At 68.4% G+C, this 15,839-nt stretch carries 10 protein-coding genes; 5 read left to right on the forward strand and 5 right to left on the reverse strand.

Features of this window, described 5'->3' with window-relative positions; all coding sequences use genetic code 11:
• Positions 1 to 3: 3 nt before the first annotated feature.
• Positions 4 to 4,323: a DNA-directed RNA polymerase subunit beta' gene (rpoC, locus tag KF709_10210; protein MBX3174773.1), complete on the forward strand. Its 4,320-nt coding sequence runs from the start codon at positions 4 to 6 to the stop codon at positions 4,321 to 4,323.
• Between the two features lie 338 nt (positions 4,324 to 4,661).
• On the forward strand, positions 4,662 to 5,975 hold the full coding sequence (locus KF709_10215; protein MBX3174774.1) for an MFS transporter: 1,314 nt from the start codon (positions 4,662 to 4,664) through the stop codon (positions 5,973 to 5,975).
• Here the strand turns inward: KF709_10215 and KF709_10220 are convergent.
• Positions 5,962 to 6,501, reverse strand: a complete 540-nt coding sequence (locus KF709_10220; protein ID MBX3174775.1) for a DsrE family protein — start codon at positions 6,499 to 6,501, stop codon at positions 5,962 to 5,964. The genes KF709_10215 and KF709_10220 overlap by 14 nt on opposite strands.
• A 32-nt stretch (positions 6,502 to 6,533) precedes the next feature.
• Positions 6,534 to 6,830 (reverse strand): antibiotic biosynthesis monooxygenase, encoded by a 297-nt coding sequence (locus tag KF709_10225; GenBank protein ID MBX3174776.1) that lies wholly within the window; start codon positions 6,828 to 6,830, stop codon positions 6,534 to 6,536.
• 95 nt (positions 6,831 to 6,925) lie between these two features.
• On the opposite strand from KF709_10225, the gene KF709_10230 reads away from it, so the two are divergent.
• A complete protein-coding gene (locus KF709_10230) occupies positions 6,926 to 8,464 on the forward strand; it encodes an alkaline phosphatase D family protein (GenBank protein MBX3174777.1) in 1,539 nt (512 codons plus the stop codon).
• A gap of 48 nt (positions 8,465 to 8,512) precedes the next feature.
• Here the strand turns inward: KF709_10230 and KF709_10235 are convergent, their stop codons facing one another.
• The 3 genes from KF709_10235 to KF709_10245 form a co-directional block, all read right to left on the reverse strand.
• On the reverse strand, positions 8,513 to 9,613 hold the full coding sequence (locus KF709_10235; protein ID MBX3174778.1) for an SMP-30/gluconolactonase/LRE family protein: 1,101 nt from the start codon (positions 9,611 to 9,613) through the stop codon (positions 8,513 to 8,515).
• A gap of 119 nt (positions 9,614 to 9,732) precedes the next feature.
• On the reverse strand, positions 9,733 to 10,119 hold the full coding sequence (locus KF709_10240; GenBank protein ID MBX3174779.1) for an energy transducer TonB: 387 nt from the start codon (positions 10,117 to 10,119) through the stop codon (positions 9,733 to 9,735).
• A gap of 102 nt (positions 10,120 to 10,221) precedes the next feature.
• Positions 10,222 to 11,850, reverse strand: a complete 1,629-nt coding sequence (locus KF709_10245) for a response regulator (GenBank protein ID MBX3174780.1) — start codon at positions 11,848 to 11,850, stop codon at positions 10,222 to 10,224.
• A 69-nt stretch (positions 11,851 to 11,919) separates the two neighbouring features.
• Between KF709_10245 and KF709_10250 the strand changes: the two genes are divergently transcribed.
• Both KF709_10250 and KF709_10255 read left to right on the forward strand, forming a co-directional pair.
• Positions 11,920 to 13,959 (forward strand): response regulator, encoded by a 2,040-nt coding sequence (locus KF709_10250; protein ID MBX3174781.1) that lies wholly within the window; start codon positions 11,920 to 11,922, stop codon positions 13,957 to 13,959.
• Between the two features lie 202 nt (positions 13,960 to 14,161).
• A complete protein-coding gene (locus KF709_10255; GenBank protein ID MBX3174782.1) occupies positions 14,162 to 15,823 on the forward strand; it encodes a methyl-accepting chemotaxis protein in 1,662 nt (553 codons plus the stop codon).
• The last annotated feature ends 16 nt before the right edge of the window (positions 15,824 to 15,839 follow it).

Here is a 15,839-nt window from a genome sequence, read left to right on the forward strand (position 1 = left end):
CCGATGATCGATTTCCGCAGCGTGCGCGAAAAGAGCGCCAGCGCGTTTGACTACATCCAGGTCCGCATCGCCTCGCCCGAGGAGATCCGCGGTCCCAAGGACTCCAAGGAGCGTGAGCGGCTGGAGATGGCCGGCCTGCGTTCGTGGTGGTCCTGGGGCGAGGTCACCAAGCCGGAGACCATCAACTACCGGTCGTTCAAGCCGGAAAAGGATGGCCTCTTCTGCGAGAAGATCTTCGGCCCGGTGAAGGACTGGGAGTGCCATTGCGGCAAGTACAAGCGGATCCGCTACCGTGGCGTGATCTGCGACCGTTGCGGCGTCGAGGTGACGCTGAGCAAGGTTCGCCGCGACCGCATGGGCCACATCGAGTTGGCCGTGCCGGTGGCGCACATCTGGTTCTTCAAGACCCTGCCCAGCCCGATGGGCAACCTCCTCGACCTCACCCTGCGTGACCTCGAGAAGGTGATCTACTACAGCATGTACGTCGTCATCGACCCCGGCGAGCAGGAGGTCAAGATGAACGACCTGCTCGACGAGGAGCAGTACCTCCAGCTGCGCATGAAGGCCAAGGAAGAGGGCGACAGCGCCTTCCTGGCCGACATCGGCGCGCCGGCGGTGCGCGAGCTGCTGCGTCGCCTGGACGTGGACAAGGTCGCCGAGGAGCTGCGCGCGGCCGTGGTCGACGAGACGTCGCAGCACAAGAAGAAGGCGATGCTCAAGCGCCTCAAGATCGTCGACGCGTTCCGGAACTCCGGCGACCAGTCGGGCCTCCGCAACAAGCCCGAGTGGATGATCATGGACGTGGTCCCGGTGATTCCGCCCGACCTGCGGCCGCTGGTGCCGCTGGATGGCGGGCGCTTCGCGACCTCCGACCTGAACGACCTGTACCGCCGCGTCATCAACCGCAACAACCGCCTGACCAAGCTCATCTCGCACCGCGCGCCGGAAGTCATCCTGCGCAACGAGAAGCGCATGCTGCAGGAGGCGGTGGACGCGCTGTTCGACAACGGGCGTCGCTCCAAGGCCATCCGTGGCCGCGGCAAGCGTCCGCTCAAGTCGCTGTCCGACATGCTGAAGGGCAAGCAGGGCCGGTTCCGCCAGAACCTGCTCGGCAAGCGCGTGGACTACTCGGGCCGCTCGGTGATCGTGGTGGGCCCGGAGCTCAAGCTGCACCAGTGCGGCCTGCCGAAGGCGATGGCGCTGGAGCTCTTCAAGCCGTTCATCATCCACAAGCTGGTGGAGAAGGGCATTGCGGAGACGGTGAAGCGCGCCAAGAAGATCGTGGAGCGCGAGTCGTCGGAAGTCTTCGAGATCCTCGAGGAGATCATCCGCGACCATCCCGTGCTGCTCAACCGTGCGCCGACGCTGCACCGCCTGGGCATCCAGGCCTTCGAGCCGGTGCTGGTGGAGGGCAAGGCCATCCGTATTCACCCGCTCGTCTGCGCGGCGTTCAACGCCGACTTCGACGGTGACCAGATGGCCGTGCACGTGCCGCTCTCGTACGAGGCGCAGCTCGAGGCCCGCGTGCTCATGCTGTCCTCGAACAACATCCTGAAGCCCTCGGACGGCCGTCCGGTGGCGGAGCCCTCGCAGGACATCGTGCTGGGCTGCTACTTCGCGACCAAGGCGCCGTCGGGCTTCGACGCCCTGCAGAAGGACGCCAAGGCGCAGGCCAAGCTGCGCGCCTTCGGCTCGGCGGCCGAGGTGGAGATGGCGCTGGCCCTGCAGCAGATCAACGTGCAGTCGCCGGTGAAGTATCTGGCGCGGCACGAGGACGGCGCGCAGTGGGTGGTGACGACGGCTGGCCGCGTGCTGTTCGACGGCATCGTGCCGGCGGCGCTGCCGTTCCAGAACCACGACATGAAGAAGAAGAAGCTCGGCGAGCTGGTCTTCGAGTCCTACCGCAAGGCGGGGCTGGCCGAGACGGTCGCGTTCCTGGATCGCCTGAAGGAGTTCGGCTTCCGCAACGCGACCCGTGGTGGTGTGTCGATCGCGATCGAGGACCTCGAGATCCCGGCGGAGAAGGAGACGCTGTTGGACGAGGCCACGGCGCGCGTGACGCGCTTCCAGAAGGCGTACCAGACGGGCAACATCACGAACGGCGAGCGCTACAACAAGGTGATCGACACCTGGACGCACGCCAACAACGACATCGCCGACGCGATGGTGAAGCGCATGCGCGAGTCGCAGGGCGGCTTCAACCCGGTGTTCATGATGTTCGACTCCGGTTCGCGTGGTAGCCGCGACCAGATCCGTCAGCTGGCCGGCATGCGCGGCCTGATGGCGAAGCCCCAGAAGAAGCTCACAGGCGGCATCGGCGAGATCATCGAGAACCCGATCAAGTCGAACTTCCGTGAAGGCCTCTCGGTGCTCGAGTACTTCTCGTCCACGCACGGCGCCCGTAAGGGTCTGGCGGACACGGCGCTCAAGACGGCCGACGCGGGTTACCTGACGCGCCGCCTCTGCGACGTGGCCCAGGACGTGGTGGTGACCGAGGAGGATTGCGGCACCGTGATGGGCCTGGACATCGGCGCGCTGAAGGAAGGCGAGGACATCATCGAGCCGTTGGCCGAGCGCATTGTCGGCACGGTGGCGGCGGACGACGTGGTCGATCCGCAGCTGCTCGACGAGGCCGGGCGCCCGCAGCTCCTGGTCGAGGCCGGCCAGATGATCAACGAGGAGACCGCCGCGGGGATCGAGGAGGCGGGCATCGAGACGGTGAAGATCCGTTCCGTGCTCACCTGCGAGGCCAAGCGTGGGCTCTGCCGGATGTGCTACGGCCGCAACCTGGCCACCATGCAGATGGTGGACCTGGGCGAGGCGGTGGGCATCATCTCGGCGCAGTCCATCGGTGAGCCGGGCACGCAGCTGACGCTGCGCACCTTCCACATCGGCGGCACGGCGGCCCGCATCGCGGAGCAGACGGCGCGCAAGTCGAAGGTGGCGGGCGTGGTGGAGTACGGCGACCGCCTGGTGAAAGTCACCAACCCGGAGAACCAGCAGATCGTCACCTCTTATGAGGGCGAGCTGTTCATCCGCGCGACGAAGGACAAGAACGCGCCGGTGATGGCCCGGTTGCAGGTGCCGCTGGGCGCCATTCTGATGGTCGAGGACGGCGTGGAAGTGAAGAAGGAAGACACGATCTTCACCTGGGACCCGTACACGAACCCGATCATCGCGGACGTGACGGGCGTGGTGAAGTTCGTGGACCTCGTGGAGGAGGAGACGATCTCCGAGGAGCTCGACGAGCTCACGGGTCTCCGCCAGCGCGTGGTCATCGAGGACCGCGAGAAGAAGCTGCACCCGCACATCGAGATCTGGCAGACGAAGGGCGGCAAGGAGAAGAAGGTCCGCGACTTCGTGATCCCGGTGGGCGCGCAGCTCATCATCGAGGACGGCGCCGACGTGGCGGCGGGCCAGACGATCGCCAAGATCTCGCGCGAGGCCTACAAGACGCGCGACATCACGGGTGGTCTGCCCCGCGTGGCCGAGCTGTTCGAGGCCCGCAAGCCCAAGGATCCGGCGACGATCTCCGAGATCGACGGCGTGGTCCGCTTCGGCGACATCAAGCGCGGCAAGCGCGAGATCTTCGTCCAGCCGCTGGATGCGAACAACTCGATCGACGAGGGGCAGCAGCCGCAGCTGTACGAGGTGCCGTCGGGCAAGCACCTGCGCGTGCACGAGGGCGACCGCGTGCGCGCCGGTGACCGCCTCTCCGAGGGCCCGGTGAACCCGCACGACATCCTGCGGATCAAGGGCCCGCGCGCGGTGCAGGAGTACCTCCTGAACGAAGTGCAGGAGGTGTACCGCCTGCAGGGCGTGAAGATCAACGACAAGCACATCGGCGTGATCGTGCGCCAGATGCTGCAGAAGGTCCGCATCATGGACCCGGGGAGCACGGAGTTCCTCGAGGGCGAGCACGTGGACAAGTCGGTGTTCCGCGAGGCGAACGACAAGGCCAAGAAGAAGAAGCAGAAGCCGGCCTCGTCGGAGCCGCTGCTCCTCGGCATCACGAAGGCCTCGTTGACGACGCAGTCGTTCATCTCGGCGGCCTCGTTCCAGGAGACGACGCGCGTCCTCACGGATGCGGCGATCCGCGGCGCGAAGGACAACCTGCTGGGCCTGAAGGAGAACATCATCATCGGCCACCTGATCCCGGCCGGCACCGGTATGTACCGGTACTCGGACGTGGACATGGACATCGAGCCGCCGCCGATGCCGGCGCCGGAGTTCGGTGGGTTCGGCGCGCTGCCGGAGTCGTTCCTCTCGGCGCCTGCCGAGGCGGATGCTTCTCTGCTGGCGCCGCTGCCGGACGAGGAGTAGCTCTTCGGTCTGCTTTGTTTCGAACCCGCTCCCTGGCCTTCGTGGTCAGGGGGCGGGTTTCGCTTTGAGGCTGGGAACTGCTTTGCCACAGAGGCACAGAGACTCAGAGGGCATTCGTGCGAGCCGAGGTCTCTGTGTCTTCTTTCCTTGGAACTGAAGGGGGCTTGGCGGAAAGATCCGTCCCCCGAGCCCCCAAAGAAGTTGCAGTTGGATCAGACACAGAGGCCAACGTGCGTTCCGACCCCTCTGTGCCTCTGTGCCTCTGTGGCAATCAACACGATCCGTCCAAGCCCCGACCCTAGCGGCGCCACAAAAAGGCCGGGAGATTCCAGCCCCATATGACAACCGACCGGGTCATCCCCAAACGGGCCGTCTCGAGCTGGATCCTCTACGACCTCGCCAACACCATCTTCTCGATGGGCGTGGTGTCGCTGTACTTCTCGCTCTGGGTGCGCGACGAGGTGGGCGCCGAGCGGGCAGACACCGTGTATGGGATCATCACGGCCGTGTCGATGGGGATCATCTTCGTCATCAGCCCGCTGCTGGGGGCCATGACCGACAGGGCGCGGCGGCGCATGCCGTTTCTTGTGGTGAGCACCGTCATCTGCGTGCTCCTCACGGCGACCCTCGCGCGCACGGGCTACTGGATGACCATGCTGGCCTTCGTGTTCGCGAACGCCGCGTACCAGGCCGGCCTGCAGTTCTATGATGCGCTATTGCCCGAGGTGACCACCGAGGAGAATCGCGGCAGGATCTCCGGCATCGGCGTCGGCATCGGCTACCTCGGCTCCTACTTCGCGGTGGGCATCGGCTTCCTGCCGCAGTCGGCGGACAAGCCCTTCCTGTTCACGGCCATCGCGATTGCCTTCCTTGCGTTGTCGATTCCGTGCTTCCTGTTCGTGCACGAGCGCGGCAACCCAAATCCGCGACCCGTGTTCGGCTGGGCGATGATCAAGGAGTCCACGGGCGAGACGCTGCGCACGCTGCGCGGCGGGCGGGAGTTCCCGGGGCTGATCCGTTTCCTGGTTGGGCGCGTGTTCTATACCGACGCCATCAATACCGTTATCAGCATCATGACGCTGTACACGGTGAACATCGCGGTGGCCGGTGGGCTGGAGACCGCGGCGGGCGAGGCGAAGGCCCGATTCGTGATGCTGTTCGCCATCAGCTTCGCGGTGATCGGTGGGTTCGTGTGGGGGGCGATGGTGGATCGTATCGGGCCCAAGGCGACGCTGAACCGCGTGCTGACCCTTTGGCTGGCCACCTTTGCGCTGGCGGCGGCGATTGGCCTGCTTGGCTTGAGCGCCAACCTGCTCTTCCTCGTGGCGTCGATGGCTGGCGTGGCGCTGGGCGGCATTTGGAGCGCGGACCGCCCGCTGATGCTACGCCTCACGCCGCCGCATCGCATCGGGGAGTTTTACGGCCTGTACGGGATGGTTGGCCGCTTCAGCGCCATCATCGGCCCGGGCATCTGGGCCTTCGTGGCCTGGCTGTTCATCGGCAAGCTCGGCATGGCGCCCACGACGGGGCAGGGCATCGGCGTGCTGGTGCTGCTCGGGATGGTGCTGATCTCGCGCTGGATCCTCAGCCCAGTCACCGATGAGAAGCGTGACTGGGCCGCACTGGGATCCGCCCCGCCTACTGCCCAATGACCGTGTAGCCCTGCGCGGCGAGGATGCCGTGCGCGCTGGTCGCCGTCGTCGCGACCTTCACGAAGGGCAGCAGCTGGTCGCGCGGCACGTTGCGGTTGATCAGGGCCTGGCCGCAGACGATGATCTGCACGCCGGCCTCGTGCAACGCCGTGAGCAGCGCGATGCTGCCGTTGTCCGCACCGGTGCGCGCCTTGTAGGCCGCGTTGTTGAGCAGCGATGGCGTGGCCGTGCCGTGCACGATGATGGCCAGCTTCACGTTCGTGCGTGCAACGCCGTTGACGTCCATCAGGCGGAAGAAGTTGGCCGGCGAGCCGAAGCCGGCGACGCGATCGCCCGCGTTCTCCGGCCCGACCGTCACGTGCCAGGCCATCTTGTAGATGAGGTCCTTGGGCGCGGGGAAGGTTGGGTCGGTGATGCCGGGCGTGCCGCCGACCTCGCGGATGAGGGCTTCGCCGGTCTGGGCGGCGAGTGACGCGGGCGCGAGGAGCAGCGCGGCAAGGGCAAAGCGAGCGATGGAGCGACGCATACGACGATCCTTGTGGGGGTGAACGGTTGTGGCTAGCGAGCCAGCCCGTGGCCACCCACGGGCTTGGTAATGGTTCCTGGCGCGAACGCGGCGATCAACGGTCGGCCCTTGGCGATGGCAGCTTGCACCGAGGGCAGCCCGAGCGAGGCCTTGTGGGCCTCCGCGCTCTCCCAGACCTCGGTGATCACAATGTCATCTGCGTTGGATGGGTCCTCGGCCACGACATAGCTGAGGCAACCGGGCATGCCGCTGACGCCATCGAGCAGGATCCGGATGAGCGCGTCGCGCTGGCCGGGTGTGGCCGTGATGCGGCCGATGAGACCGTGCATCGGGCAAACATACCATCGCCGACAGCGACCCGCCCGTTGCGAGGTCGTGACCTGCCCGACTTGCCGGCGCGCCCGATTGGCGCGAGCGTCTGTGCATGGACCGCCGACTCTTTCTTGCCGACCTCTCCCGCTACGCCATCCTCTGCGCGGGCCTCCCGAACGACTGGCGTCTCACGGCGCGACCGCGGCTCGCGGACTATCCGTTCTCACTCGGCGTGGCGAGCGGGGACCCGACATCGGCCGGTGCGGTGCTGTGGACGCGATTGGCCCCGTCGCCGTTCGAGCCCGACAGCGGGATGAGTGGCCTGCGCACGATCGTGAGCTGGCAGGTGGCCGACGACGAGGCCTTCACCAAGATCGTGCGGCAGGGCCGCGCCACCGCGGCCCCCGAACTTGGCTACAGCCTGCACATCGACGTGGACGGCCTCGAGCCGGACCGCTGGTACTTCTACCGGTTCGTGCTGAACGACGTGCTGAGTCCGGTGGGGCGGCTGCGCACGCTACCGACAGCCGGGGCCGCGACACCGCTGCGATTTGGTACCGTGTCCTGCCAGAACTACGAGCAGGGCCTGTTCACCGCCTTCGACCATCTCGCCGCGGAGCGCTGCGACCTGGTCACGCATCTCGGCGACTACATCTACGAGTATGGACCCGCCGAAGGCCGCATCCGGCGCCACGCGACGACGGAGGTCCGCAGCGTGGAGCAGTATCGCGCACGCTATGCGCAGTACAAGCTCGAGCCGGCCCTGCAGGCGGCGCACGCGGCCTGTCCCTGGATCGTCACCTGGGACGACCACGAGGTGGACAACAACTACGCCGGCGACGCCGGCGAGAACGGGATGGAGTCGGTCGAGCAGATGCGGGCGCGTCGCGCGGCGGGCTACCAGGCTTGGTGGGAGAATCAGCCCGTGCGCGTCCCACGCGCGCGCTCGTGGGCCGACCTGACCATCACGCGCGCGTTCGACTGGGGCAACCTGGCGCGCTTCTGGGTGCTGGACACACGGCAGTACCGTGACGACCAAGCCTGTGGCGACGGGATGCGCGTGGTGCCCTGCGGCGACTGGGATTCCGGCGAGCGGCGGTTGATGGGTGCGGCGCAGGAGCGCTGGCTCACGGATGGGCTGGGAAGCTCACGTGCACGCTGGCAGGTGCTGGCGCAGCAGATCATGATGGCGCCCTGGGACCGCGCGGTCGGGGCCGACGTGGACCTGAGCATGGACCAGTGGAGCGGGTATCCGCGTGAACGCGACCGGGTGCTGCGCGCGATCGGGGAGCGCGCGAAGAACCGCACGGTGGTGCTGACCGGCGACATCCACTCCAATTGGGTGAACGAACTCTCCGCGGGCTTTGATCGTCCCGGCCGCGACGTCGTGGCGGCCGAGTTCGTCGGCACGTCGATATCCTCAGGCGGGGACGGCGAGGCGCAGTGGCGCGGCGTGCCGGAGTCGATGGGCGAGAATCCCCATCTGAAGTGGCATTCGGCCTGGCGCGGCTACTTCGTCAACGACGTTGCGGCGGACTCGTGGGAGGCCACGTATCGTGAAGTGCCGTATGTGTCGCGGCCCGGTGTGCCGGTGACGACGGCGACGCGTTGGCGGCTGACGCACGGGCAGCCGGGGATTGCGCGGCTCTAGCGACGTCATGCCGCGCCGCTGACGTCCCGGCGGGCGATCGCGTCGCGACTAGCGGCCGTCGGGCCAGCGCAGCCGCGCCGCGTGTGGGGCTGAGAGGCTGCCGAGGTAGAGCCAGCCGTCGTGCTCGAGCGCGTGCGTGAGCATCGGGAAGTGCCCATCGGGATCCTGCAACGACGCGAGCACGCGGCCGGAGTCGTTCACCGCCACGACGTGGCTGTAGTTCACCGGCGCAGGGCGGATCGCATCCGGCAGTCGCCGCACGACCTTACGCAGGAACGGATACGGCGCGAGGCGGTCGACGAGCGCGTTACGCGGTGAGACGAGGGCGATCCAGTACCTGCCGTCCTCACCGCGGGTGATGTTGTCGGGGAACCCCGGCAGGGCATCGATCAGCGTCGTGACCGCCCCGCGGCCCGGACCAAGCCGCTCGACGCGCAGGACGCGGTTGCTGCCGGTCTCGGTGACGAGCACGGCCGAGTCGTCGTGCGTCAGCGCCACGCCGTTGGCGAAGACCAGGCCGCCGAGCAGCACGCGGATGGAATCCGTGCTCGGGTCATACTCGAGCAGGCGGCCATTGCCGCGGTGCTCGAGGATCTCCAGCAGGCTGGCCTCGAGGGCGTGGCCGTGCGAGCTGCCGAACTTGGTCGTGGCGTCCGAGAAGTACACGCGTCCGTCGCGCGCCACGTCCACATAGTCGGCAAGCCCGATCGGCACGCCGTCGGCCTCGGTGGCCACGACGCGCAGGCTGCCGTCCGGCGCGATGGCAATCAGGCCGAGCGCGCCGTCCGCGCACCATAGTGTGCCCGTGCTGTCGAAGGCCATGCCCAGCGGGCGGCCGCCAGTTCGCACCCAGCGCTGCGGTGCCACACCACCGCTGTCGTAGCGGATGATCCAACCATCCGAGGTCCCGGTGTAGAGACGGCCCGATGCGTCCGCGATGATGGCCTCGGGTCCGCTCTCACCGAGCGTTGTCAGCGAATCCGCGCGCGCGAGTACGTCGTTGGTCGCAAAGACGCCGACGTAGCCGGGGCTATCGGGCGCCTCCCATGCCACCGGGGAGACCGGCACGGGCCAGACGAGCAGATAGAGGGCGACGGCGGCCGCGAGCGTGGCGAGCACGAGCGTGCCCTGGACGAGGAGTCTCAGCACGGGGACCGGTGCGAGGGTTCTGTGCGCCGCGCGGGACGGCGTCGCTCAATGGCGGAAAGCACAAGGCCGGGGCTCACCTTCGAAAAGGTAGCCCCGGCCGGTGCCGCGCGGAACGCGACTTACTTGTACGTGATCGGCAGCGTGACGACGGTGCGCACCGCCTTGCCACCGGCCTGCGCCGGACGGAAGCGAATCTCCTCGATCACCGACTTGGCGGCGTCGGCCAGCTCGGGGTTCGTGGACTCGACAACCTTGACCGACGGGCCTTCGACGCGACCGGACTCGTCGACGACGAACTCGAGCTCGACGTTGCCCGTGATGCCCTGGCGCTTGAGCGCGGGCGGATACGAGCGGGCGAGGATGCGGGCGGTCATTTCCTGCGAGGCGAGACGCGGCGGCGTGTCGAGGTCGGACTGCGCGACGATGGCGCCCTGGGCGGTCGCGAGCGACGGCGTGAGGACGGCGGCGAGGGCGATGATGAAGAGACGGAGCGTGCGGAAGGTCATTGTCGTAGGGATTGGGGTGGTCTGGGACTTGAGGAGCAGTGTCGGCAACAGCGAGGAACGCTGAAGCGGAACTGGGCGCGTTATCATTTCGTGACGCGGGGCTCAGGCGGCTCGCCGTCGGTCGACCGTGCCGCTGGCCATCCGGTTCACTTCGGCGACCAACACGGAGGTCTCGCAGGGCTTGGCCAGCACGCTCATCACGCCGGGCTCGGTGATGACCGCGGCATAGCGATCCGCCACGCCGGAGAACACCACGCAGCCCACCTCGGGCGCGAGGTCGCGAAGGCGCTGCAGCAGGTCGGTGCCGGAGATGCCGGGCATATGGAAGTCGGTGACCACGACGTCGATCTCGCCGCGACGCGCCTCGAGCTCCGCGATGGCGCGATGGCCGGAGTCACAGTCATCGACGTGGAAGCCATTGCGTTCGAGCAGCCGTCGGGTCACGTAGCGCACGGCGGGTTCGTCGTCGACCAGCAGGACGCGCAGGCCCGGCGCGTCGTGTGGGGCACGAGTCGCGGGGACGGCGGCGTCGCCGGACGGCGGCTCGGGAATCGCGGGGAAATGGATGCTCACGACGGTACCCTCGCCTGGCTGGCTGTCGAGGGCGATGCGCCCTCCGACGCCCTGCACGATCTCGCGCACCAACCAGAGGCCGAGCCCGGTGCCACGGCGCTCGCCCTTGGTGGTGAAGAACGGTTCGAAGACGCGGGCGCGGACCTCGGCGGGAACGCCCGATCCGTTGTCCCGCACGGAGAGACGGACACGGGGCTCATCGCCGTCGAGCTCGGCGGCGACGGCGACCTCGATGCGTCCGCCCGGACGCGAAGCGTCGCGCGCGTTGAGCACGAGGTTGAGGACCACCTGGTCCAGCATCCCGGGGTCGATGGCCGTGGAGAGCTCGACGGGTTCGGCGTCGACGCGCAGGTCGATGGATGCACCGGCGAGCACGCGCAACGTGGGCTTGAGGCGCTGCAGGTGCGCGCCGACATCCACGAGGCGCATCCGGTTGTCCTCACGGCGTCGCGCGAGTCCCAACAGGTTGCGCGAGAGTCCGGCTGCGCGCGCCACGAGCAGCCGAATCTGCTCGACGTCGTCGCGCGGGGTGAGTCCGAGCGCGGGTTCCTCGAGCAGCACGTCGGCGAAGCCGCCGATGGCCGTGAGGACGTTGTTGAAGTCGTGCGCAACGCCGGCCGCGAGTTGGCCCACGATCTCGAGGCGCTGCGAGTGCTGGAGGCGCTGCTCCATCGCGCGGAGTCGCGTGACGTCCGTGAGCACGCCGACAACGCGGGCGCCGTGGCCCGCCGTGGCCTCGATGACGCGGCCCTGGTCGTGGACCACGGCGTACTCGCCGCTGGCCCGACGGACGCGATAGTCGAGCGACCACTCGCGTGTGCGGCCAGGCAGCGCCGGGCCGATGCGCGAACGGACCACGCCGCGGTCCTCTTCGTGCACCTGCTCCAGCCACCAGGCGAGCCCGCGGGCCGCCGCTTCGTCGGGCGAGTGTCCGAGGATGCGCTCCATCGCGCCGGAGACGTAGGCGCCACTGCCGTCGAGGCCCCGCTCGTAGACGATGACGGGCGCCAGCTCGTCGTGCAGCCGCCAGCCGTTGGTCGCGTCCGAGAGCGCGTCGCCGCGCCCCGCTGCGACCGGCGATCCGGATGGGTCGCCCGGCGGCGCGCTGCCGATACTACTATGGTTGGACGACGCAGCGGCATGCGCGGCAGGTGACATGGTTCCAGGGGTGAGATAGCCTCAGTGTCGGCGCGTCAGGCCAATGGTTAAGTCCGTGTCACCCTTTTGATGCCATCCAAGTCCTCGTCCCCCTCCGCGGCACTGCGCCGCGCTGCCCTGCTGGCTGATCCCCGGCGCCCGGCCGCCCTGGAGGCATTCCGACGCGTGCACGGCATCCCCGGCACGCAGCTCTGCAAGCAGATGGCGGAGCACGGGGCTCTGCTGTTGCGCGCGGATGCGGCCATTGTCGCGCTACGGGACGCTGCTGGCATCACTTGGTGTGGCGCGTATGCGTGTCAGGAACCAACGCAGCGTATCCATCCTGACCGGACACTCGTGGACACCGCACTGCTGGCTGGGGACCCGGTCTTCATCGACGATGCGCAGCAGAGCACGGAAGGCTACGAGGACGTGGAGGCGTTGGGATGGCGTAGTGCGGCGGCCATGCCGTTGATCAGCCACGGTGTCCCGGTTGGTGCCTTGCTCATCGGCCGGGCGTCGGGGCTGCCGTGGGGCCGACGTGAGCCCCGCGCCCTGTCCCAGTGGATGACCTACGAGGCGGTGCTCGGCGAACGACGTGCGGGCCAGCAGGGCGCCGGCACGCGTGAGGGCGGCGACCTCGAGCGCCTGCAGGGCGAGCTGGAGCGCCTGCCACTCCCGATCCTCCTAATGGACGGAGACGGCCGTATCCGATTCGTCAACTCGGCCCTCGCGGCCCTCGCGCAGCGTTCCGTGCAGGACTGCGTCGGCCTGCCAGCGCGCGCGCTCGTGCAGCCGGAACTGGGGGAGTCTGACGCCGGACTCGATGACCTGCGTGCGGGTCGGCGGCACGGCTACAGCGGCAACCGGCGCCTGCGCCACGCCGACGGTTCGGAGACGCGGGTGCGCGTGGTCGTGACCGCGCTGCGCTACGCCGACGCGGGCAAGCACCTGTATCTCAAGCTGGTCGAGGACATCAGTGCCGGTGACCAGGTGGCGCGCGCGTTCCGCCAGCGCGAGGAGACCCTGCGACTCGCCCAGCGTCGCGAGGCGCTCAGCCATCTCGCCGGCGGCCTCGCGCACGAGTTCAACAACGCGCTGGCGGCCATCAGCGGGCTGGCGTCGCTGCTCTCGGAGGACCTACCCGAGGCAGATCCGCGACGTGGCGACGCGGACGAGATCCTGCGCGTGACACTGTCCGCCAGCGACCTCACGCGGCGACTGCTGGACCTCACGGCGGAGCGCATCTCCGAGCGCGCCACGTTCGACCTGCGCGAGGTGTTGCGGGCCTTCACCGCGGTCGCACGTCGCGTGCTGCCCTCCACGATTGACTGGAACCTCGAGCTGCCGCCGGATCGCGTGGCGGTCACGGTGGACCGACCGCAGTTCGAGCAGGCGCTTTTGGGTCTCGTGCTCAATGCCCGCGATGCGATGCCGACTGGCGGGCATCTCACGGTGTCGCTCAGCGTGCTGACGCGTGGCGAGGGCGAGGCCGTGCGTGTGGCGATCACCGACTCGGGTCCCGGAATCCCGGCCTCCTTGATGGATCGGCTGTGGACTCCGTTCTTCACCACGAAGCCGGCCGGCAGCGGCCTCGGCCTCGCCTTCGCGCTGGCCGTCCTGCGTGAGCACGGCGGCGACCTGCTCCTGGAGTCGGCGGCGGACAGCCCCGCGACCTTCGCGATGTACCTGCCCGTCGTGCAGCAGGAGGCGCCGAAGGCCGTCAGCGCGCCTCGCCCGGTCACGCCCGAGGCCAAGGGCGGATGCGTGCTGTTGGTCGAGGACGACGCGACCGTCCGGACCACGACGCAGCGGGTGCTCGCCCGTGCGGGGTTCCGCGTCATTGAGGCCAGCGATGGTCCTGCGGCGCTCAAGCTGTTCGAGCAACATCGCGATGAGATCGATGCCGTGGTCACCGACCTGCAGATGCCGCATATGTCGGGCGGCGAACTGGTCGCCCGGCTGCGGCGCCACCGCGCCAACCTACCCGTGGTCGTGACCTCGGCGCACCCGCCGGAGGAGTCGGACCCCCGGGAACTGCGCGATGAGCACACCTTGCGGCTGCGCAAGCCGTTTACGGTGGCGACCTTGGTCGGGACGCTGCGCGAGGCCCTCGACCGCGGGGACTAGCGCGCCGCCGCGCAACTGTTCACGCGCGCGGATATCGGCAGCCCGCGGAGAAACTTGAGCCCCTTCCCGCCGCCGTAGCGTCACCTCAAGTATTGCCCGCCCCCTCCGACTCTAGCTGGGGAATGAGCCCTCGTTGCCGCGGTCTGGCGCCCAGATCGCCGACGCGGGCCTCCTCCCCCTCACGTGTAGGAGAGTCAGGACCATGCAGTGGTTTGCCAACCTTCGGATCAAGACCAAGCTCACGATCGGGTTCTCCGTCGTCGCCGCGCTCACCGTGCTGTCGGGCGCGGTGGGCAGCTGGGCCATCCGGACGCTCAATCAGGCGGACACCAAGATGTACGAGACCGTCGTGGCGCCGTACGCCGACGTGCTCGGTGTCGCCGAGGGCGTGCAGCGCACCCGTCGTGACGTCCGCATGACCCTGATGGCGGATCCCGGCAGCGAGACGCAGGACGCGCTCGATGGCCTTGAGGAGTCCGCATCGCTGCTGTCGTCGTCGCTGTCGCTGCTGGCACGCGCCGAGCTTGACTCGTCCGTGCAGCAGTCGGTGACGGCCGTGCAGCAGGCGCACGACGCCTGGGCGCCGGTCAAGGACCAGCTGGCCGGACTGATGCGCGACGGCAAGCGCAGCGCCGCCGCCAGCCTTGCCTCCGAGTCGCTCGACGCGGCAGCCGAGGCCCTGGTCTCCGCGCAGAGCGACCTGGTGTTCGCGCTCAGTGGTCGCGGTGACGAGATCGCCCGCGAGAACTCAGTGCTGGCGCGCAACGCGACCATCGCCCTGGCGGCGGTGGTCATTCTCGCCGTGCTACTCGGTGTGCTGCTTGGCTTGGTGATTGCCCGGCAGATCGGCGTCCCGATTGCGAAGGCCGTCGAGGCGTTGGAGGCCGTGGCCTCGGGCGACCTCACGGTGCGCAGTGAGATCGCGGGTTCGGCTGAACTCGGCCGCCTGAGCGATGCGCTCAACCGCGCGACCTCGGCGATGCACGACTCTATGGAACAGATCGACAAGAACGCGCAGGCCCTGGCCGCCGCGTCGGACCAGCTCAGCGCCGTGGCCTCGCAGATGGGCAACAACGCGCATGAGACCTCGTCGCAGGCGGGCGTGGTGTCCTCGGCCGCCGAGGAAGTCTCGCGCAACGTGCAGACCGTGGCCTCGGGCAGCGAGGAGATGGGCGTGTCGATCAAGGAGATCGCCCGCAATGCCGCACAGGCCGCGCAGGTGGCGCTCAGCGCGGTGCAGACCGCCGACCGCACGAACTCGACGGTCACCCAGCTCGGTGTCTCTTCGCAGGAAATCGGCGCCGTGGTGAAGGTGATCACGGGCATCGCCGAGCAGACGAACCTGCTGGCGCTGAACGCGACGATCGAGGCCGCGCGCGCCGGTGAGGCGGGGAAGGGCTTCGCGGTGGTCGCGAACGAGGTGAAGGAACTGGCCAAGGAGACGGCGAAGGCGACGGAAGACATCGCCCGCCGCATCGAGGCCATCCAGGGCGACACGAAGGGCGCGGTGGGTGCGATTGGCGAGATTGCCGGCGTCATCCGTCAGCTGAACGACATCTCCGGCACCATCGCCTCGGCGGTGGAGGAGCAGGCCGCGACCACGAACGAGATCTCGCGCAACGTGGAACAGGCGGCCCGGAGCGCGCACGAGATCGCCGGGAGCATCTCCGGCGTCGCGTCGGCTGCGGAGAGCACCTCGCACGGCGTGCAGGACTCGCAGCAGGCGGCCCGTGAGCTGGCCGCGATGTCGGCGGCGCTGCGCACGCTGGTCTCGCACTTCCGGCTGAGCGGAAGCTCGGCCGATGTGGTGGAGCTGCCCTCTGCCGGTGCTGCGGCGGAGTTTGGCGTAGCCCGCGCCGCATAAGGCTTGGTGGTGCGGC

The organism is Gemmatimonadaceae bacterium (assembly GCA_019637445.1).
Lineage (GTDB): Bacteria > Gemmatimonadota > Gemmatimonadetes > Gemmatimonadales > Gemmatimonadaceae > Pseudogemmatithrix.

Bases quoted from the DNA above. Each gene is read 5' to 3' on its own strand.
- rpoC (MBX3174773.1), top strand. From the start codon at position 4: ATGATCGATTTCCGCAGCGTGCGCGAAAAGAGCGCCAGCGCGTTTGAC.
- KF709_10215 (MBX3174774.1), top strand. From the start codon at position 4,662: ATGACAACCGACCGGGTCATCCCCAAACGGGCCGTCTCGAGCTGGATC.
- KF709_10220 (MBX3174775.1), bottom strand. From the start codon at position 6,501: ATGCGTCGCTCCATCGCTCGCTTTGCCCTTGCCGCGCTGCTCCTCGCG.
- KF709_10225 (MBX3174776.1), bottom strand. From the start codon at position 6,830: ATGCACGGTCTCATCGGCCGCATCACGGCCACACCCGGCCAGCGCGAC.
- KF709_10230 (MBX3174777.1), top strand. From the start codon at position 6,926: ATGGACCGCCGACTCTTTCTTGCCGACCTCTCCCGCTACGCCATCCTC.
- KF709_10240 (MBX3174779.1), bottom strand. From the start codon at position 10,119: ATGACCTTCCGCACGCTCCGTCTCTTCATCATCGCCCTCGCCGCCGTC.
- KF709_10255 (MBX3174782.1), top strand. From the start codon at position 14,162: ATGCAGTGGTTTGCCAACCTTCGGATCAAGACCAAGCTCACGATCGGG.
- KF709_10245 (MBX3174780.1), bottom strand. From the start codon at position 11,850: ATGTCACCTGCCGCGCATGCCGCTGCGTCGTCCAACCATAGTAGTATC.
- KF709_10250 (MBX3174781.1), top strand. From the start codon at position 11,920: ATGCCATCCAAGTCCTCGTCCCCCTCCGCGGCACTGCGCCGCGCTGCC.